Origin of the sequence: Brevibacterium ihuae, assembly GCF_900184225.1 — a bacterium.
In the GTDB taxonomy this organism is placed as follows: domain Bacteria; phylum Actinomycetota; class Actinomycetes; order Actinomycetales; family Brevibacteriaceae; genus Brevibacterium; species Brevibacterium ihuae.
This window is the reverse complement of the sequence record NZ_FXWZ01000003.1, coordinates 240,271-257,770: the sequence shown is the minus strand read 5'-3', so window position 1 is coordinate 257,770 and position 17,500 is coordinate 240,271. Positions and strand designations below refer to the sequence as shown.

Genomic DNA, 17,500 nt, shown 5'->3' with positions numbered 1-17,500 from the left:
CGGCGGGATGCGGTGGGAGCGGGCGGTGTCAGCCGAGGGCCTCGGCGACCGCCCGGGCGTTCTCGACCATCATGCCCTGATATGTGCCCGCCTCGGAATCCTCCGGTCCCACGCTGCCCACGTGGAGCTCGACGACCTCGACCGCGGTGCCGGCCTCGGCGGCCACGGCGTCGACGAGCGAGGTCGAGACCGCGGTGTTGGAGAAGATCACCGGAACCCCGGTCTCATCGATGACCGCGGTGAGCTCGGCGAGCTCGGCGGAAGAGGGTTCGGCATCGGTCGAACCGCCGGGGACCACGACCCCGGCGATCTCGAAGTCGTAGGCGTCGGCGAAGTAGCCGAACGCCTCGTGGTCGGTGATGAGCACCCGCTTCTCCTCCGGGATGCCGGCGAGGAGCTCGCGGACCTCGGCGTCGGTGTCGGTGAGCTCCTGCTCGATCTGCGCACCGCAGTCTCCGTAGGCGTCGTCGCCCGTCTGCTCGGCGAGCGCGTCGCCGATGACGTGCGCCGCCGCGGCCATCCGGCTCACGTCCATCCAGAAGTGCGGGTCCTCGTCGCCGTGGTCGTGCCCCGCGTGCGGGTCGACGGCGCCGCCGGGCTGCGCCGTGTCCTCGTCGTGGGCGTGGTCGTGCTCGTCGGTCCCGTGGTCGTGCCCGTCGTGGTCGTCGGCGGGGGCCCCGGAGGTTCCGCTCCCCGAGGTCGGCTCGTCGCCGTGGTCGTACTCCTCGTCGCCGTGATCGTCCGTGCCGGCGTCGTCGGCATGATCGTGGCCGTCGTGGTCGTCCGCGGCGGCGCCCCAGGGGAGCGGGTCGACCTCGGGCGCGACCTCGAGCACCGTCGCGCCGTCCTGCTCCGCGTTCGCGAGGGCGGACTCGAGACCGCCCTCGAGGTCGAGGCCGTTGGCGACGACGAGCTCGGCCCCGGCGAGCTCGGCCATCTGCGCGGACGACGGCTGGAAGGTGTGCGGATCGTCGCCCGGGCCCATGAGGGACGACGATGCGGTCCCCGCGCACTCGGTGATCTGGCCGAGCACGCTGCCGAGCACGCTCGTGGTGGCGACTGCGACCGGGGTGTCGGATCCCGACGCCGAGGTCCCGCCTCCGCTGCACGCGGCGAGGGTGACGAGGGGGAGGGTGAGGACTGCGGGGAGCAGGCGGCGAGATCGCATGATCGATTCTTTCTGTTTCGGACAGATCCCGATAGAAGGGGCTTGATGGTGAATATAGACCTCGGCGGAACCGCGCAAAAATAGTGAGATAGAGATATGCGCATCCGTTCCCCGGCGGGCGGGACGTGTGAGGATGGAGGCGCGGTGGCGCCTCTCCTCTGGGGTTCGGCGCCGACCCCGACGATGATGCGAAGGAGCCCTCGGGATGAATCCGATCGACGTGCCGCTGCGGTGGCGCGACCTCGACACCAACGGCCACGTCTACCACGGCACGTACCTCACCCTCCTCGACGAGGCGCGCTCGCGCTGGCTGCGCAGCGGGCTCGGTCTGACGTGCGCCGACAGCCACCTCATCGCCCGCCTCGAGATCGACTACGTCTCCGAGCTCACCGCGGACGCGGAGTCGGTGGCCGTCGACTGTGCGATCGAGCACCTGGGGAACACGAGCCTGCGCACCGCGGAGACCATGCGCACCCCCGATGGCACAGTGGTGGCGCGCTCTGCCGCCGTCGTCGTGTTCTGGGACCGCGAGACCCGGAAGAGCGCGGCCCCTCCCGCCGAGGACCGCGCCCGACTCGAATCCGCGCTCGCCGCTCAGCAGGGCTCCTGACGCGGGGACGGTGCCACGGACCTGGAACGCGACGCCCATCCGTGATGTGATGTGAATCACCAGCGGCGCCGGAGCGGCTGCCGCGCGATCTCGACGAGGAGACGGCATGGCACAGGTGCAGACGGCGACGGGACCGATCGACAGCGCTGACCTCGGGCGGACGCTCGTCCACGAGCACGTCTTCGTGCTCGGCGAGGAGTACCGGGTCAACTACGAAGCGTGGGACGAGGAGGCGCAGGTCGTGCGGGCGCAGCAGGAGCTGCAGGGGCTCAAGGAGCTCGGGATCGACACGATCCTCGACCCCACGGTGCTCGGGCTGGGCCGCTACATCCCGCGCATCCAGCGGGTCGCCGAGGGGACCGATCTGCAGATCGTCGTGGCCACCGGCCTCTACACGTACAACGAGATCCCGTTCCAGTTCCACTACACCGGCCCGGGCCTGATGTTCGACGTCCCCGAGCCGCTCGTCGAGCTCTTCGTCCGCGACCTCACCGAGGGCATCGCCGACACCGGGGTGCGCGCGGCATTCCTCAAGTGCGCGATCGAGGAGCAGGGCCTGACCCCGGGCGTCGAGCGCGTCATGCGCGCGGTCGGCGAGGCGTCGGTCCGGACGGGGGCGCCGATCACCGTCCACACGAATCCGCACACGGAGTCCGGACTCGTCGCCCAGCGCGTGCTCGCGGAGACGGGCGCGGACCTGACGAAGGTCGTCATCGGCCACTCCGGGGACTCGACGGACCTCGACTACCTCATGCGCCTCGCGGACGCGGGTTCGCTGCTCGGCATGGACCGGTTCGGCCTCGATGTGCTGCTGCCGTTCGAGCAGCGGGTCGACACCGTCGCCGAGCTCGTCCGCCGCGGGTACGCCGACCGGGTCGTGCTCGCCCACGACGCCGCGTGCTTCATCGACTGGTTCGACCCCGAGGCCAAGGCGCAGGCGGTGCCGAAGTGGAACTACCGGCACATCAGCGAGGACGTGCTCCCCGCGCTGCGGGAGCGCGGGGTGTCCGACGCGGATATCGACACGATGCTCGCGGCGAATCCGCGCCGGATGTTCGAGTAGGCTCAGCCCTCCTCGACGGCCTCGCGGATCGCCGTCGCGGTGTGCGCGAGGTCCTCGGGCTCGGCGACGAACGGCGGGGAGATCTGCAGGGCGTTGCCCGGCAGTGCGCGGAGGATCACTCCGCGGTCCTCGACCCGGCGCACGATCGTCTCGTTGACGATGCCCTCGGCGAAGGCGACGGCGCCGAGGAACCCGGCGCGCGAGCGCACCTCGACGATCCCGTCGACGTCGCGGAGCGCGTCGAGCTCGTCAGCGAGGACGTCCTCGAGCTTGCCGGCGCGCTCGACGAGGTCCTCCCGCTCGAGCACGTCGAGGTTCGCATGCGCGACGGCGCAGGCCGTGGCGTGGCCGGAGTACGTCACGCCGTGGCGGAAGGCCGGGGCGTCCTTGCCGCCGGTGAAGAACGGCTCCCACACCCGCTCGGCGATCTGGATGCCGCCCAGCGGGGCGTAGCCGGAGGTGAGGCCCTTGGCCATGGTGTGGATGTCGGGATCGAGGGAGTAGCGCTCGGAGGCGAACATCTTCCCGGTGCGGCCGAATCCGGTGATGACCTCGTCGGCGATGAAGAGGAATCCGTGCTCCTTCGCCAGGCGCTGCACCGTCTCGAAGTAGCCGTCGGCCGGACCGATGACGCCGCCGGCGCCGATCACCGGCTCCGCGACGAACGCCGCGATGCGCTCCGGGCCGAGCGCGAGGATCTGCTCCTCGAGCTTCGCCGGATCGTTCGCCGACACGCGCGCGGTGTCGGGCACGAGCGATTCCGTGCCGTAGCCCTCGCGGTTGGGCTCGAGTCCGGCGATCGCCGTGCCGAAGGCGTGGAGCCCGTGGTACGAGGTGTCGCGCGAGACGATGACCGTGCGCTCGGTGTGGCCGACCGCCTGCCAGTACCGCCGCGCGAGCTTGCACGCGACGTCGATGGCATCGGAGCCGCCGGAGTTGAAGATGACCTTGGGGTTCTCGATCGGGGACATCGCCGCGAGCCGGTCGGCCAGGGTGCGCGCCGGCTCGTTGATGAAGCGTCCGAACGTGTGGTAGGTCTCGAGCTCGAGCATCTGCCGGTGCGCGGCCTCGGCCAGCTCCTTCCGGCCGTGGCCGATGTTCGCGTGCCACAGGCTGGCCGAGCCGTCGAAGTACTTCTTCCCCTGGGAATCCCAGACATAGGCGCCCTCGCCCCTGACGATCTCGATCTGGGAATCCATGACCGAGGGCATGTGCGCCTGCCCGTTCCATACCCGATGCACCATTGCTCGTCCCTCCTCGACGCGGTTGTCTCTGACCGTCCAGTCTGGTGTGCGCCGATCGGCGGGTCAATCCTGACATGTGATACGCCTCACGAGAGCGGGAATGGATGCCGCTCCGGCGGGGTTGGGCGAAGCATGAAGGTCATCGGAGTAGAAGAGTTCGGAGGGCCCGAGGCCCTCGCCGTCCACGAGGTCCCCCAGCCGCAGCCGGGTCCCGGTGAGGTCCGCATCCGCGTCCACGCGGCGGCGGTGAATCCCACCGACACGACGTTCCGCTCGGGCGTCCAGGACGTGTCGAGCCTGAAGTCGCCCTATGTCCCCGGGATGGATGCCGCCGGCATCGTCGACGCCGTGGGGGAGGGCAGCTCCTGGCAGGTCGGGGACGAGGTCATGGCGATGGCGGTCCCGGTGAGCGAGCACGGCGGCGCCTACGCCCAGTACCTCGTCGCCGCAGACGATGCGGTCGCCCGGATCCCGGCGGGGGTGAGCCTCCAGCAGGCGGCGACCCTGCCGATGAACGGCCTCACCGCGCTCCAGGCGCTCGCCAAGCTCGACCTCGCGCCCGGACAGACCCTCGCCGTCACCGGTGCCGCCGGCACCCTCGGGCAGTACTCCGTGCGCCTCGCGAAGCGCGCAGGCCTCACCGTCATCGCGGACTCCTCGGAGGAGGACCGCGCCCTCGTCGAATCGGCCGGACCGGACCATGTGGTCGAGCGCGGGGACGACGTCGCGGAGAGGATCCGCGCGCTCGTGCCCGACGGGGTCGACGGCCTCATCGACGCCGCGGTGATGGACGAGAAGGCGGTGCCGGCCGTGCGCGACGGCGGCGCCTATGCGGCGGTGCGGTTCTGGAAGGGCACCGGCGAGCGCGACATCCGGTTCCGCCGGACCGCGGTCGTCACCGAGTACGGCTCGCGCGCGATGCTCGAGGACCTGCGGACCGCCGTCGAGGACGGCACGCTCGAGCTGACCGTCGCCGACGTCTACCCGCCGGAGGAGGCCGCTGCCGCGCACACCCGGTTCGAGCAGGGCGGCGTGCGCGGGCGCCTCGTCCTCGATCTCGCCGCCTGGGACGACTGACGCCGCCCGGCAGGTCCGGCGCACCGCGCCGGGTGCTCGATCCGCGATGATCCGGGTTCGCCGGGACGCAGATCGGCCGCCCTCCGCGCATCGGTGCCTCAGTCGGGGGAGCGGGCCGGCACCGGCGGCGTTCGGTGCGCGGCCCCGGGCCGACGCGAGGTGAGGACAACGCCTGCGACGATGAGCACCCCGCCGAGCACCTGGATCCACGTGATCGGGTCGCCGATGACGAGGCCGATGATCGCGGTGAAGAACGGCACGAGGTTGAGGTAGACCCCGGCGCGCGCCGCCCCGATCCCGCGCACCGCGAGGTTCCACATGAGGTACGACAGCGCGGACGGGAAGATCCCGATGAAGGCGATCCCGAGCCAGGTCATCCCGTCCGCCGGGCCGGGTGCACCGAGCACCAGGGTCGTCGGCACGAGCACCGCCGAGGCGATGAGCGCCTGGACGGCGGTGGCCGACACCGGCGGGGAGGACAGGAACCGGCCGAGCACGGTGTAGACGACGAACACGCTCACCGCGATGAGCATGAACAGGGTGCCGACGCCGAGGTCGAGTCCGATCCCGCCGCCGTCGAAGCGGGCGAGCACGGTCACCGCGCCGATCAGGGAGAGTGCGAGCCCGAGCACCGCCGTCCTGCTCAGCCGCTCCCGGGCGAGGAGGACTGCGACGACCGCGATGAGTGCCGGTCCCACCGAATTCAGCAGCGAGGCCGATACTGGGGACGTGTGCGCGAGCGCCAGATAGGTGAAGAGCGCATAGCCGGTGAGCCCGAGGCAGCTGAGCAGGATGTGGAGCCGCCACTCGGCGAACACCGCCCGCCAGTCCGGCTTCTCGATGAGCGCGGCGAGGACGAACAGCGGGACGGTCGCGAGCACCCAGCGGACCATGGTGAGGAAGAGCGGGGAGACGGAGTCGGCGATCAGCCCGCCGACGACGAAGTTGCCCGCCCAGAACGCGTTGGCGAGGACGAGGAAGAGATGGTATCGGGCATCGCGCACAGCCCCACTGTACCCAGCCGCACCGACCCGTCCCGGGAGATCCCGCCGCCGGCTCCGGCGACCTTCTCGGTGACCTCGAAGCGCTCCCGGTACCGGCCCAGCAGCAGCCGGGTCTGCGAGTACAGCGCGGTGGTCGCGTTGTAGCCGAGGATCGTCGCGGGGTAGAGGAGCCACTGCGCGAGCATCGCGAAGCTCCGCCCCCGCCCGTAGCGCACGGGCCGCGGCGGCAGAAGGTTCCAGAACACGACGAGCGAGATGAGCAGGCTGATCATGGCGATCTGCTGGATCAGCCCGACGAGGAAGGGCATCTGGCTCACGAGCGCATCGGCGCCCCCGGTCCGGTGCATGATGAGGAACGGGGTCCAGCCGCCGAGCGCGATGATCACCGACACGCAGGCGAGCGTCACGTGGCCCTCGAGCAGGGTGAGGAAGTGGAGCGTGCTCCGCAGCAGCGGGACCCGGCGCTGTGCGCCGAACACGCCTGCGGCCACGTAGGCGACGTCGGAGGCGCCGTAGGACCAGCGGCTCAGCTGCCGGAACTGGGCGACCATGGTGTCCCGCAGACCGCCGGCCATGACCGCGTCCTGGTAGATCGGGACGTGGATCGGCACGACGGAGTAGTCGCCCTCGAAGTGGAAGTACGAGCGCCAGAACTGGTGGCCGTCCTCGACGATCGTGCGGGTGGACCAGAACCCCATCTCGATGAGCGCATCGAGAGGCTGCGTGTGCGAGGCGAAGTTCCGCAGTGCGAACGGCCGCACGGTGCAGGTGAGATTCCAGAAGCAGTTGGCCGAGGCGATGACGCGGGTCACGGCCGGCGCATCCCAGATGTTGCTGAGATAGAGGCTGATCGGCTGGAAGGAACGCCGCTTCCGCTCGAGACAGGTGATGTATTCGTAGGCGACGTAGTCGAAGTAGCTCTCGTAGGGCTTGTTGTCGCAGTCGAGGGTGGTGACGAGCACGGACTCCGCGGCGACTCCGCGCCGCACCGCGAGCGCCTGCAGATGCTGACCGGCGTACGTGATGTTCGCACCCTTGCCCGCGATCTCACCGGGCAGGTCCCGCGGGTGCCGGACGAGCTCGAAGGCCGCGAAGCGGTGCCCGAACTCTGCGCGCAGCCGCTGTGCGGTGCGCTCCATCTCCGCCCCGCCCCGCTCTTCGTAGGCGAACACGATCCACATCTGCGAACCCGGGGTGGTGCTCCACGCCAGGGTCCGCAGCGTCGGGGCGATGACCGAGTACGACTCGTTGTACGCGGCGACGACGACGGCATGGACGAGCGATGTCGGGTGGGGGTAACGCCCCGGATGCTCCGCGACCTGGGTGAGGAGTGCGCGGTGGCGGTCGGCGCGGAACGCGTGCGGCGGGCTCGCCGGCACCCGGCGGCCCTCGAGGGCGCACGCGATGTCGCGGAGCCGGGCCGCCCAGTCCACGCGGGCCGAGGTGCGGAACCGCCCGTAGCCGCGGGCGAGGTCGACCGAGCCGCGGATCGCACGGAGGAACATCACGCCCACGACGCACAGGACGTAGACCGCGCCGGCCCGCGGCGAGATGAACGGCACGACGAACACGAGGACGATCGCGGCGATGCTCACGACCCCGGGCAGGATCTCGAACGCACGATAGAGGCGGCTGCGGCGTCCGAGCGGGATCTCCAGGTCGGCGGGACCCGCCTGCGTGCTGGGTGCGGCGGGGAATCCGGTCCGGGTGCGGGGGGGCAGGACGGTCATGGACACAGCATCGGACCGTCGGCGGTGCGGACGGTGGCGCGCTCGTGCCGAACAGGTGAAATCTCTCTGTACGATCAGTTCTCCGGGGACCGCGAGCGGGCGATCGCCTGCGGCACGCCCCGGCGGCGGACGGATCCCCGGCAAGCGCCCTGGTGACGGCGGTCACACCTCGGTAGGGTGGGGCCATGGTTGATGCACATCGTCGTGAACTCATCCGGCGCCTGACGAAGCGCCTCGAATCCGTCCATTCGGCCACCTACTTCGCCCGCCCGGTCGCCGAGGCGATCGCGGGCACCGGGGTGACGCACCCCTCGGCGATCTACTTCGCCGGCCGGGCGGCTCCGCTCGGACGGGTGCCGGCCTCGGTGGTCGCGGCGACCTTCTACAGCTTCAACCCCGCCGCCATCCGGAAGTTCGTCCCGGACTGCTGGGACGCCGCGGCACCGGAGACCGTCCACGCCGCGCGCCTCTCAGGGGTCGAGACGTTCCTCGCCGAGTCCTTCGGGCCGGACGCCGGGGGCGGGCACTCCGCGGAGCTCCCGGCGCTCGCGCGGCACCTCGTCGACTCCCTGCAGCCGGTGCTCGGTGCGCTCCTGCCCGACGGCCGGACGCTCTTCGCCGCCCACCAGGAGGCGCTCGCCGCCGGCGTTCCCACCGCGGACCCCGGGCTCCAGCCGCTCATGGACCTCTGGGTCGCGGCGACGCTGCTGCGGGAGTACCGCGGCGACGGGCACATCGGAGCGCTGCTCACCCATGATCTGTCCGGTCTCGAGGCCGTGGTCCTCCACTGCCTCACCGGCACCTCGTTCCGCCCGTCCGCGGCCCGGAAGAGCCGCGGCTGGTCCGACGAGGAATGGGACGGGGCCGTGACCTCGCTCCGCGAGCGCGGCCTCGTCACTGGGGCCGGCGACGACGCGCAGATCACCGAGCGGGCGGCGGCGCTGCGCGAGGACATCGAGCAGGCGACCGACGACTCCGTCACCCTCTCGTGGTCGGCCCTGTCCGACGAGGCGCTGAGCGAGCTCGACGGGCAGGCGAAGGACTTCGCGAAGATCCTCGTCGCTCAGGGGGCGTTCCCGCAGAAGCTGTTCTCCGCCGGCTCCGGGCTCACCGAGCGTCGGTAGGCGCGATCGCCCGGGCGGCCGCGGCGGCTTCGTCGCTCGACGGCCCCTCGGTGCGGAACACGATGCTCCGGTAGTACGCGAGCTCGGTGATCGAGTCCCGGATATCGCCGAGGGCGCGGTGGCCGCCGGTCTTGGGCGGCGCGTTGAAGTAGGCCTTGGGGAACCAGCGCTTCGCGAGCTCCTTGATCGAGGACACGTCGATGATCCGGTAGTGGAGGTGGTCGACGAGCGCGGGCATCTGGGCGGCGAGGAACGCCTTGTCGGTGCCTACCGAGTTGCCGCCGAGCGGCGCCTTCCCGGGCTCCTTGACGTGCGACCGGATGTAGTCGAGGACCGCATCCTGCGCCTCGTCCACGGTGGCTCCGTCGTCGAGCAGGGGGAGCAGCCCGGACGTCGTGTGCATGCCGGTGACGAACGCGTTCATGTTCTCCAGCGCGCGCTGCGAGGGTCGGATGACGACATCGACCCCCTCGTCGACGATCGCGAGGTCGAAGTCCGTCACCAGACAGGCGACCTCGATGAGCTCATCGGTGCCGACCTCGAGGCCGGTCATCTCACAGTCGATCCATACGATTCTGTCCTTAGCCACGGATCGATCCTACGTCGGATGGACCGCGCGGAGCGGACCGCGCCTGCGGTGTGAGACGCGCCACCGGCCCCTTCATAGGATCCTCAGCTTGGGCCGGTACCGTCGTCCGCTGTCCTCCCGTGCCGTGAACCGCGATGATCGGCACCGGGTCGACTAGACTGAACCCTGCGCCCGCGGCGACCGCCCGGCGCGGGAACGACGAAGGGAATCGCGTGCGCTACCTTGTCTCCGGGCTGCTCATCGTCGCCGGACTGATCGTCGGTGCGATCGGGGTCCTGCAGCAGACGATCTGGGCTCCCGAGGAGTCGATCACCGCGTCCGCGACCCTCGACGACCCGGGCACGCTGCTCGTCATCGAGCCCGGCGTGCTCAATCTCCACGACACCCCGGCCACCCTCACCGTCGAGGGCGAGGGCGAGCTCACCGTGTCGCAGGCCTCGGCGGAGAACATCGACATGTGGGTGGGGACGACGACGCACTCGCGCATCACCGGCCTCGCCGACGAGTCGACGCTCGCGGTGGAGAAGGCCGAGGGCGACGGCGAGACCGCGGATCCCCGCGGCGGCGACCTGTTCGAGGCGCAGACGGAGGGCGAGGGCGAGGTGGTCCTCGAGTGGGACTCCGAGCCGGCCCGCACCGCGTTCCTCATCGCCTCCGACGGCGAGGCGCCGGCCGCGTCCGCGGTCGAGATCCGCTGGCCGAACCAGGCCGACACCCCGTGGGCGCTGCCGCTCATGCTCATCGGTGGCATCCTCGTTGCCCTCGGCCTCGTCCTCGGGTTCATGGACTACCGCCGGGCGCAGAAGGAGAGGCAGCGCCGCGCCGCCCGGCAGGAGCGGCGTCGGAAGCTCGCCGAGACCGGTGCCGCCTTCGCGATCGTGCCCGTCATCGCGCTCGCCGGCTGCGGCGGACCGGCTGAGCTGCCGAGCCCCGAGCCGTCCGATCCGCCCGCGTCCGCGCCTGCGGTCGTCACCGATGCCCAGCTCGAGCGGATCGTCGGCGAGATCGCGCGCTCGGTCCAGGCCGCCGACGAGCAGCTCCACGGCGGGGCGCTCGGCGCCCGCGCGACGGGCCCCTTCCTCGAGCAGCGGACCTCGGCCTATGCCGTCAAGGAGGAGTCCGAGGACTACGCGCTGCCGCCGGCGGTCGCCGCCGACGACATCGTCGTGAACTTCACCTCGGCGACCGACCAGTGGCCCCGGGTGACGAGCGCGATCGCCTCCGACAGCGAATCGGGCCAGTCCCAGCTCCTCGTCCTCGCGCAGGAGAACGCGCGCGCTGACTACCGCCTGTGGTCGCAGAGCATCCTGCTGCCCGGCGCTGCGATCCCGGAGATCAACGACTCCCGACAGGGCTCCCCGCTCCTCGCTCCCGACGAGAGCGGACTGCGGAAGACCCCCGAGGACACTCTGGGCCACTACGCCGACGTCCTCCAGCACGGCGCCGACTCCCGCTTCGCCGGCGACTTCACCGAGGACGCGTTCCGCCAGCAGGTCACCCGCGCCCAGGAGTCGCAGCGCGAGGCGCTCGCGGAGGGCAACGGCACCATCGAGTTCGAGTACGCGCCCGCTGAGGGCACCCAGCTCGTCGCCCAGCAGACCGCCGACGGCGGTGCGGTCGTCACCGGCCTCATCGAGGTCACCACGACGATCGCCCCGGAGTCCGTCGAGGGTCGGACGGGCACGCTGACGATCCCCGAGCCGCAGGCCTCGGTCGTCGGCGACAGCTCGACGAGCCGGGACCTCGTGACGAAGAACCTCCAGGTCGTCTCCTTCACCGTCCCGGCCGGTGAGGACGGCGAGATCGCCCTCGTCGGTGTGTCCGACGTGCTCGCCGACGCCGAGCTCGGCTGACGACCCGCCGAACGCACCCGATCCACCGAAAGGACACCCCGTGACGCACCCGCCGCAGCCCACGCATCCGCAGCCGTCCGCCGACGGCGAGCAGGGCCTCGACCTGTCCGCCGTCCGCTCCCGGCGCGAGCCCGCACCGCAGGCCGAGGCGGCGCCGGGCCAGGGCGCGGGCGCCCTGCCGGACAACGCGGTCGAGGTGCCCGCACTCGTGTTCGACGCGAACGAGGAGACGTTCAACGACGTCATCCTGCTGTCGAAGGACGTCCCCGTCGTCGTCGACCTCTGGGCCGAGTGGTGCGGCCCGTGCAAGCAGCTCTCCCCGGTGCTCGACCGGGTCGTCGCCGACCTCGGGGGCCGGGTCGTGCTCGCCAAGGTCGACGTCGACGCGAACCCGCGCATCCAGCAGATGTTCCAGGTCCAGTCCATCCCGACCGTCGTCGCGATCATCCAGGGCCAGCCCGTCCCGCTGTTCCAGGGCGCCCAGCCGGAGCCGCAGGTCCGCCAGGTGTTCGATCAGCTCCTCCAGGCCGCCGCGCAGTCCGGCATGACGAAGATCGCGGTGCCCGCCGGGCAGGCCGCCCCGGAGCCGGCTCCCGCTCACCCGGAGGCGCTCGCCGCCCTCGAGGCCGGCGATCTCGAGACCGCGGCCGAGGTCTACCGCCGGGCGCTCGCCGAGGCGCCGGCCGACGCCGACGCAGCCGTCGGGCTCGCGCGCGTTGGCCTCCTCCGACGCACGCGCGACCTCGATGCGCAGGCGGTCCGCGAGCGGGCAGCCGCCGAACCGCGCTCCGTCGAGGCCGCGCTCGACTGCGCCGACCTCGACCTCGCCGGGGGCCACGTCGACGACGCCTTCTCCCGTCTCCTCACCGTGCTCACGACGAGCGCCGGGGAGGAGAGGGAAGCGGTGCGGGTGCGGCTCCTCGAGCTGTTCGAGGTCGTCGGCTCGACCGATCCGCGCGTCGTCAAGGCCCGTGCCCGCCTCATGCGGGCACTGTTCTAGAGGACCGGATGTTCCGGATCATCCTCGCGGTCCTCTGCGCGATCATCGGCCTCGCCGCCGCCGCGCTCGCGGTGTCGGCGGTCACCGTGGTCGGAGCCGACGACGTCACCGAGGCCGAGACCTTCACCGTCGCCGACGGCGCCTACGCCGTCGTCCTCGACGAGCAGCTCGTGCCCTTCTCCGGGACGACCGCCTCGATCACCGCGGACGGCGACGAGGAGCTGTTCATCGGCACCGCGAGCGGGGTCGACGTCGAGAACTACCTCACCGGGGTCGCCCACGAGACGATCACCCGGGTCGACTTCCCGGGAGTGCCCGAGCACAGGCTCGTGCCGGGGGAGCCGCACCCGGTGACCGCTGCGCCGACCCGCGACTGGTGGACCGCCTCCGACTCCGGCGCCACGGTGACCCACCGGTTCGACCTCGATGCCGAACCGCAGGTCGTCGTCGTCGCCCCGGCCGACCCGGAGGGCACTCTCGACGGGGTGCGCGTCACCCTCGCGATGGACGCCCACGGGGTGTTCGGGTTCAGCTTCCTCGGCTTCGCCCTCGCCGTGGCCGCCCTCGGGCTCGCCGCGTTCCTCCTCCTCCGGTGGTGGAACTCGCGACTGCGCCCGCCGTCCAAGTTCCCCCGCGGGAAGCGCACCGGGCGCCGCACGAACGGGACGACCGACCGGGCCGCCCGGACGGCCGGGTCGCCTCGCCGCACCCGGGCAGGCGTCGCCGACCGCTCCCGCGGCGGCGTGCTCGGCCGGCGCAGCGGTGTCCTCGCCGGCGCCTCGGCGATGGCGCTCGCGCTGTCCGGCTGCACTGCGCTGCCGATCGCGCAGCCGGCCACCGTGGAGCTCACCCCCTACGAACGACCGGCGCTCCGGGACGGCGACGCCGGCCGATTCATGACGGACTACACCGAATCGCTCGACGCCGCACTCGACGGCGAGCTCGAGACGCTCGACCTCATCCAGACCGGACCGCTGCTCGACCGGACGCGTGCCGAGGTGCTCATCGCCCGCGCCGATGAGCAGACGCTCTCGGCGGTGAACTTCACCGAGGTCGTGGCCGGCGGTCCGATGTTCTCCGAGTACCCGATGTGGTTCATCGGGTTCGGGGACCCCGGAGAGGGCGACTCGGTGCAGGCGATGCTCGTCACCCGCGAATCGGCGAGCCAGGAGTGGAAGGTCGCGCAGTCACTGTTCGTCCCGCGCGACGCGGTGCCGACCCTGCTCGCCGCCGGCGACGGTGCCGTGCCGGTGGCTCCGGACGCCCACCAGGACGTCGCCGCGGCGGCCGCGACCCAGCTCGACGGCTTCCTCGAGACCGGTGAGCTGCCCGAGAGCCCCGTCGAGCTCACCTACCCGACCGAGGCCTTCAGCGGGTTCCGGGAGTACGTCGACCAGTTCACCGACGGCGACAACGCCTTCGAGGACGTCACCGTGACGTGCGAGCCGTACACCGGCGCACCGCTGTCGGGGTACGCGCTCGAGACCGAGGTCGGCGCGGTGTCGTTCGGCGAGGCGCGGTGCACCATCGCCCTCTCCGTGCCCGAGGACTTCTCCATCGACATGGGGACCGCGGTCGAGGCCGTGATGACTAGCGAAGGCGAAGGCAACGCGGTGCAGATCGAGGCCTCCGTGCCCTACATGCTCACGAGCGCCGGTGCGGAGAACACGGTCTACGGCTCCGACTGGTTCCTCCTGTCCTCGCAGACGACCGAGGAGTGATGCCGGTTCGCGGCTGACGGAGCGGTGCTCGTGCCCGTCAGCCGTGAGGGCTCGCGCCCGCCGACGGACGCACGGCCCTGCCGACCCGCCGGAGCCACCACAGGCCCACGACCGGGAGGACGAGCGGGATGAAGCCGTAGCCGATCCCGAAGCCCGACCACACACTCGGCGCGCCGAACACCTCCGGGTGGGTGAGGCTGAGAATGCCGACGACGAGCACGCCGACGAGCTCGATGAGGCACGACACGACAGCGATCCGATGGGTCGTGCGATTGCCGATGACGAGGCAGATCGTCGCGATGATGTAGACGCCGGCGGCGACCGCGGACAGGGTGTAGGCGAGCGGGGCGTCGTCGAACTCGCGGATGATCTGGTAGCCGGCCCGGGCGCTCGCGGCGAGCGCGAACACCCCGTAGACGGCGGTGAGCGCGCGCCCCGGGCCGGAGTGCATGGCGGAGTAACCGGGGTTCACAGCCAAATCTGATCCATCCTCTCGATCATGACGAACACGGTGATCCCCGCGGCGGCGACCACCGCCGGACCCCAGCGGCTGAGCTCGGCGAAGGCCCAGAACCCGGCGAGCGGCACGAGCAGCATCGCGGTGAGGAGATAGCCGAAGAACAGCAGCGGGTCGGTGTCCGCTGAGCGCCCCCAAAGGACGATCGACACGATGAGCTGGACGACGAGGAGGGCGAGCATCCCGGCGGTCGCTCCGAGGAGCCACGGACCCGCGGCGGTGTTGCGGATCGCGAGGACGAGCCCCCAGACGGTGAGCACGGCGGAATAGGCGAAGAGGACGAAGGTCAGGGCGGTGAGCACCCGAACAGTGTAGCGAGGCCGGAACCGGCCTCATCACGAAGGGACAACGATCCCGGCGACGCGACGGCAACCGGGTGTGCCGGATGTCACACTGCTGGCAGATGTGCCGTCCCGCGCGCTCGGAACGGCCCGCGCGGCGCATCCGGATCAGCACGCGGACCGGGACGGACCCGGCACGGACCACAGGAGACGACATGGCCAGGACACGATGGATGGCGGCGCTCGCCGCGACCGGCGCGCTCGCACTCGCCGGGTGCGGTCAGTCGGGCACCCCCGGCGGCGGGGAGTCGGGCGGGTCCGAGGGCGGAGCGGAGGCGCCGGAGTACACGGTCGCCGAGGACTTCGCGCTCGAGGGGTCGCCGACCTGGTCGGAGGCGAACGAGCGCGGCACCCTGCGGATCGGCGTCAAGTACGACCAGCCGGGGCTGGCGAACGTCGAGGTCGGCTCGGACATCCCCGAGGGCTTCGACGTCGAGATCGCGAAGCTCGTCGCCGCCGGCATCGGATTCGCCCCCGAGGACATCGAGTTCATCGAGACCGTGACGCCGAACCGCGAGCCCTTCCTCCAGCAGCGGACCGTCGACCTCGTCGTCGCGAGCTACACGATCAACGACGAGCGCAAGCAGGTCATCGACTTCGCCGGGCCGTACTACATGGCCGGTCAGGATCTCCTCGTGCTCGCGGACTCGGAGATCAACGGGCCCGACGACCTCGCCGGCACCACGGTGTGCTCGGCGGACGCCTCGACGACGGCGATGCGCATCGAGACGGACTACCCCGAGGCCGATCTCGTCACCTACGACGCCTACCCCAAGTGCATCAACGACCTGCAGGCGGGCAATGTCGACGCGGTGACCACCGACGACTCGATCCTCCGCGGGTACGCCGCGCAGTACGGGGACGAGATGCGCGTCGTCGGCGAGCCGTTCTCTGAGGAGCCCTACGGCATCGGGATGCCCAAGGACGAGAAGGAGCTGCGGACCGCGATCAACGAGATCCTCGAGCAGGCGCGGGAGGACGGCACCTGGGTCGAGGCCTTCGAGCACACGCTCGGGGACAGCTCCGGGGTGGAGCAGCCCGCGACCGAGGACTACTGAGCGAGCGGCCCCACCGGTCTCAGGATCGCGCGGGCGCGGTAGGCGGCTGGTCCCCCTGCTGCGCCCGCGCGATGCGCTGTCTGCCGAGGGCGAGGCCGATGAGCGCGAGCACCCCGCCGCCGACGAGGTACACCGAGATCGGCCAAGTCGCGCCGTCGAAGGTGCGGAGCAGCCACGTCGACACCGTGGGCGAGAGCCCTCCGCCGAGCACGGCGCCCACCTGGAACGACACCGACACTCCGGAGTAGCGGAAGCGCGGTGCGAAGAGCGCGGTGAACCAGTAGGCCATCGGCCCCCAGAGCACGCCGGCCGCCGCATAGCCGCCGACGATCGCGATCGTCGCGCCGAGGGCGGTGCCGGAGGAGAAGAACCAGAAGAACGGGAACGCCCAGAGGATGAGGAGACCGGCGCCGACCGTCATGACCTTCGTCATCCCGATCCGGTCGCCGAGATACGCCGCAGTCAGGCACGTGACGAGGTGGACCGCGGAGCCGATGAGGCCGGCGGTGAGGATCGTCGAGCGCTCCATCCCGAGCGCCTCGGTGCCGAACGCCATCGAGAAGGTGTTGACGATGAAGATCGTGAGATTGAAGCCCATATTGAGGAGCAGGCCGGCGAGGACGAACAGGCCAGCGGTGCGCATGACCTCGACGAGCGGGGCCGCGGCGGTCGCATCGGAGCGCTCGAGGGCGGTGAACTCCGGGGATTCGTCGAGCCGCAGGCGGATGTAGAGGCCGACGAGCACGAGGAGCGCCGACGCGAAGAACGGCAGCCGCCAGCCCCAGTCGAGGAACGCGTCCCCGGTGGCCGAGGCGGCGAGCGTGAACGCGAGCGTGCCGAGGATCGAGCCGAGCGGGGAGCCGCCGGTGGCCCAGCCGCCGTAGAAGGACTTCGTGCCGTGCGGGGCGTGCTCGGTCACCATGACGAACGCCCCTCCCTGCTCGCCGCCCATGAAGAAGCCCTGGAGCAGGCGCAGCGCGAGGACGAGGAACGGAGCGATGAGGCCCACCTGCTCCGTCGGCGGCACGAGTCCGATGAGGAAGGTGCACACGCCGGTGGCGGTGAGGGTGATGACGAGCATCGACTTCCGGCCCAGCCGATCGCCGAAGTGGCCGAACACGAGCCCGCCGAGCGGCCGGGAGAGGAACCCGGCGCCCATGGTGAGGAAGGCGATGAGCGTGCCGACGAGCGGATCCTCGGTGACGAAGAACACCTGGTTGAAGACGATCGCCGAGGCGAGGCCGTAGATGATGAAGTCGTAGAGCTCGATCGCGTTGCCGATGCCGGAGGCGAGCGCGACGCGGCGCACGGCCGAGCGCGGGGCAGGCGAGGTCGTCTGCGCGGGGCTGGAGGTCATGAGGGGTACTGTACGACCGACCCGGGCGGCGCATGGCACCGGGC

General features: G+C 71.2%; 16 protein-coding genes. 8 read left to right on the top strand and 8 right to left on the bottom strand.

What is annotated here, in order from left to right; all coding sequences use genetic code 11:
• Positions 1-28: 28 nt before the first annotated feature.
• Positions 29-1,168 carry a metal ABC transporter substrate-binding protein gene (locus C1A17_RS06515; protein WP_245873536.1) on the bottom strand — a complete coding sequence of 380 codons (1,140 nt, stop codon included), beginning with the start codon at positions 1,166-1,168 and terminating at the stop codon, positions 29-31.
• A 205-nt stretch (positions 1,169-1,373) separates the two neighbouring features.
• Here C1A17_RS06515 and C1A17_RS06510 point away from each other — a divergent pair, with 205 nt between their 5' ends.
• Together C1A17_RS06510 and C1A17_RS06505 are read left to right on the top strand one after the other, a co-directional pair.
• Positions 1,374-1,778, top strand: a complete 405-nt coding sequence (locus tag C1A17_RS06510) for an acyl-CoA thioesterase (RefSeq protein WP_101652006.1) — start codon at positions 1,374-1,376, stop codon at positions 1,776-1,778.
• A 106-nt stretch (positions 1,779-1,884) separates the two neighbouring features.
• On the top strand, positions 1,885-2,841 hold the full coding sequence (locus C1A17_RS06505; RefSeq protein WP_101652004.1) for a phosphotriesterase family protein: 957 nt from the start codon (positions 1,885-1,887) through the stop codon (positions 2,839-2,841).
• Positions 2,842-2,843: 2 nt separating this feature from the next.
• Here C1A17_RS06505 and C1A17_RS06500 read toward each other — a convergent pair whose 3' ends face one another.
• Positions 2,844-4,085: an aminotransferase family protein gene (locus C1A17_RS06500; RefSeq protein ID WP_101652002.1), complete on the bottom strand. Its 1,242-nt coding sequence runs from the start codon at positions 4,083-4,085 to the stop codon at positions 2,844-2,846.
• A gap of 132 nt (positions 4,086-4,217) precedes the next feature.
• Between C1A17_RS06500 and C1A17_RS06495 the strand changes: the two genes are divergently transcribed.
• Complete coding sequence (locus tag C1A17_RS06495; RefSeq protein WP_101652000.1) at positions 4,218-5,162, top strand: NADP-dependent oxidoreductase; 945 nt, start codon at positions 4,218-4,220, stop codon at positions 5,160-5,162.
• Between the two features lie 98 nt (positions 5,163-5,260).
• On the opposite strand, the gene C1A17_RS06490 is transcribed toward C1A17_RS06495, so the two are convergent.
• Together C1A17_RS06490 and C1A17_RS06485 are read right to left on the bottom strand one after the other, a co-directional pair.
• Complete coding sequence (locus tag C1A17_RS06490) at positions 5,261-6,166, bottom strand: DMT family transporter (RefSeq protein WP_101651998.1); 906 nt, start codon at positions 6,164-6,166, stop codon at positions 5,261-5,263.
• Positions 6,088-7,896, bottom strand: coding sequence for a glycosyltransferase family 2 protein (locus C1A17_RS06485; RefSeq protein ID WP_101651996.1), 1,809 nt, complete (start codon positions 7,894-7,896; stop codon positions 6,088-6,090). The genes C1A17_RS06490 and C1A17_RS06485 overlap by 79 nt, the downstream gene beginning before the upstream one ends.
• A 185-nt stretch (positions 7,897-8,081) precedes the next feature.
• On the opposite strand from C1A17_RS06485, the gene C1A17_RS06480 reads away from it, so the two are divergent.
• On the top strand, positions 8,082-9,020 hold the full coding sequence (locus C1A17_RS06480; protein ID WP_101651994.1) for an SCO6745 family protein: 939 nt from the start codon (positions 8,082-8,084) through the stop codon (positions 9,018-9,020).
• Here C1A17_RS06480 and orn read toward each other — a convergent pair.
• Positions 9,004-9,609 carry an oligoribonuclease gene (gene orn, locus C1A17_RS06475; protein WP_101651992.1) on the bottom strand — a complete coding sequence of 202 codons (606 nt, stop codon included), beginning with the start codon at positions 9,607-9,609 and terminating at the stop codon, positions 9,004-9,006. The two genes, C1A17_RS06480 and orn, sit on opposite strands and share 17 nt — an antisense overlap.
• A 212-nt stretch (positions 9,610-9,821) precedes the next feature.
• Between orn and C1A17_RS06470 the strand changes: the two genes are divergently transcribed.
• The 3 genes from C1A17_RS06470 to C1A17_RS06460 are packed head-to-tail and all read left to right on the top strand — an operon-like array spanning position 9,822 to position 14,183.
• On the top strand, positions 9,822-11,462 hold the full coding sequence (locus C1A17_RS06470) for a DUF8094 domain-containing protein (protein WP_245873534.1): 1,641 nt from the start codon (positions 9,822-9,824) through the stop codon (positions 11,460-11,462).
• 40 nt (positions 11,463-11,502) lie between these two features.
• The gene (locus tag C1A17_RS06465; protein ID WP_245873532.1) at positions 11,503-12,462 is read left to right on the top strand and encodes a tetratricopeptide repeat protein; all 960 of its coding nucleotides are present in this window, start codon (positions 11,503-11,505) and stop codon (positions 12,460-12,462) included.
• An 8-nt stretch (positions 12,463-12,470) separates the two neighbouring features.
• The gene (locus tag C1A17_RS06460; protein ID WP_101651990.1) at positions 12,471-14,183 is read left to right on the top strand and encodes a DUF8094 domain-containing protein; all 1,713 of its coding nucleotides are present in this window, start codon (positions 12,471-12,473) and stop codon (positions 14,181-14,183) included.
• 37 nt (positions 14,184-14,220) lie between these two features.
• Here C1A17_RS06460 and C1A17_RS06455 read toward each other — a convergent pair whose 3' ends face one another.
• Together C1A17_RS06455 and C1A17_RS06450 are read right to left on the bottom strand one after the other, a co-directional pair.
• Positions 14,221-14,634, bottom strand: a complete 414-nt coding sequence (locus C1A17_RS06455) for a hypothetical protein (protein ID WP_101651989.1) — start codon at positions 14,632-14,634, stop codon at positions 14,221-14,223.
• A gap of 17 nt (positions 14,635-14,651) precedes the next feature.
• Positions 14,652-15,002: a hypothetical protein gene (locus C1A17_RS06450; protein WP_101651987.1), complete on the bottom strand. Its 351-nt coding sequence runs from the start codon at positions 15,000-15,002 to the stop codon at positions 14,652-14,654.
• Between the two features lie 194 nt (positions 15,003-15,196).
• Here C1A17_RS06450 and C1A17_RS06445 point away from each other — a divergent pair, with 194 nt between their 5' ends.
• On the top strand, positions 15,197-16,099 hold the full coding sequence (locus C1A17_RS06445; RefSeq protein WP_101651985.1) for a glutamate ABC transporter substrate-binding protein: 903 nt from the start codon (positions 15,197-15,199) through the stop codon (positions 16,097-16,099).
• Between the two features lie 19 nt (positions 16,100-16,118).
• On the opposite strand, the gene C1A17_RS06440 is transcribed toward C1A17_RS06445, so the two are convergent.
• Positions 16,119-17,456 carry an MFS transporter gene (locus C1A17_RS06440; protein ID WP_101651983.1) on the bottom strand — a complete coding sequence of 446 codons (1,338 nt, stop codon included), beginning with the start codon at positions 17,454-17,456 and terminating at the stop codon, positions 16,119-16,121.
• Between the last annotated feature and the right edge of the window lie 44 nt (positions 17,457-17,500).

Coding starts and splice junctions, on each gene's coding strand:
- C1A17_RS06515 (WP_245873536.1), bottom strand. CDS start 1,168: ATGCGATCTCGCCGCCTGCTCCCCGCAGTCCTCACCCTCCCCCTCGTC.
- C1A17_RS06510 (WP_101652006.1), top strand. CDS start 1,374: ATGAATCCGATCGACGTGCCGCTGCGGTGGCGCGACCTCGACACCAAC.
- C1A17_RS06505 (WP_101652004.1), top strand. CDS start 1,885: ATGGCACAGGTGCAGACGGCGACGGGACCGATCGACAGCGCTGACCTC.
- C1A17_RS06500 (WP_101652002.1), bottom strand. CDS start 4,085: ATGGTGCATCGGGTATGGAACGGGCAGGCGCACATGCCCTCGGTCATG.
- C1A17_RS06495 (WP_101652000.1), top strand. CDS start 4,218: ATGAAGGTCATCGGAGTAGAAGAGTTCGGAGGGCCCGAGGCCCTCGCC.
- C1A17_RS06485 (WP_101651996.1), bottom strand. CDS start 7,896: ATGACCGTCCTGCCCCCCCGCACCCGGACCGGATTCCCCGCCGCACCC.
- C1A17_RS06480 (WP_101651994.1), top strand. CDS start 8,082: ATGGTTGATGCACATCGTCGTGAACTCATCCGGCGCCTGACGAAGCGC.
- C1A17_RS06460 (WP_101651990.1), top strand. CDS start 12,471: ATGTTCCGGATCATCCTCGCGGTCCTCTGCGCGATCATCGGCCTCGCC.
- C1A17_RS06455 (WP_101651989.1), bottom strand. CDS start 14,634: ATGCACTCCGGCCCGGGGCGCGCGCTCACCGCCGTCTACGGGGTGTTC.
- C1A17_RS06445 (WP_101651985.1), top strand. CDS start 15,197: ATGGCCAGGACACGATGGATGGCGGCGCTCGCCGCGACCGGCGCGCTC.
- C1A17_RS06440 (WP_101651983.1), bottom strand. CDS start 17,456: ATGACCTCCAGCCCCGCGCAGACGACCTCGCCTGCCCCGCGCTCGGCC.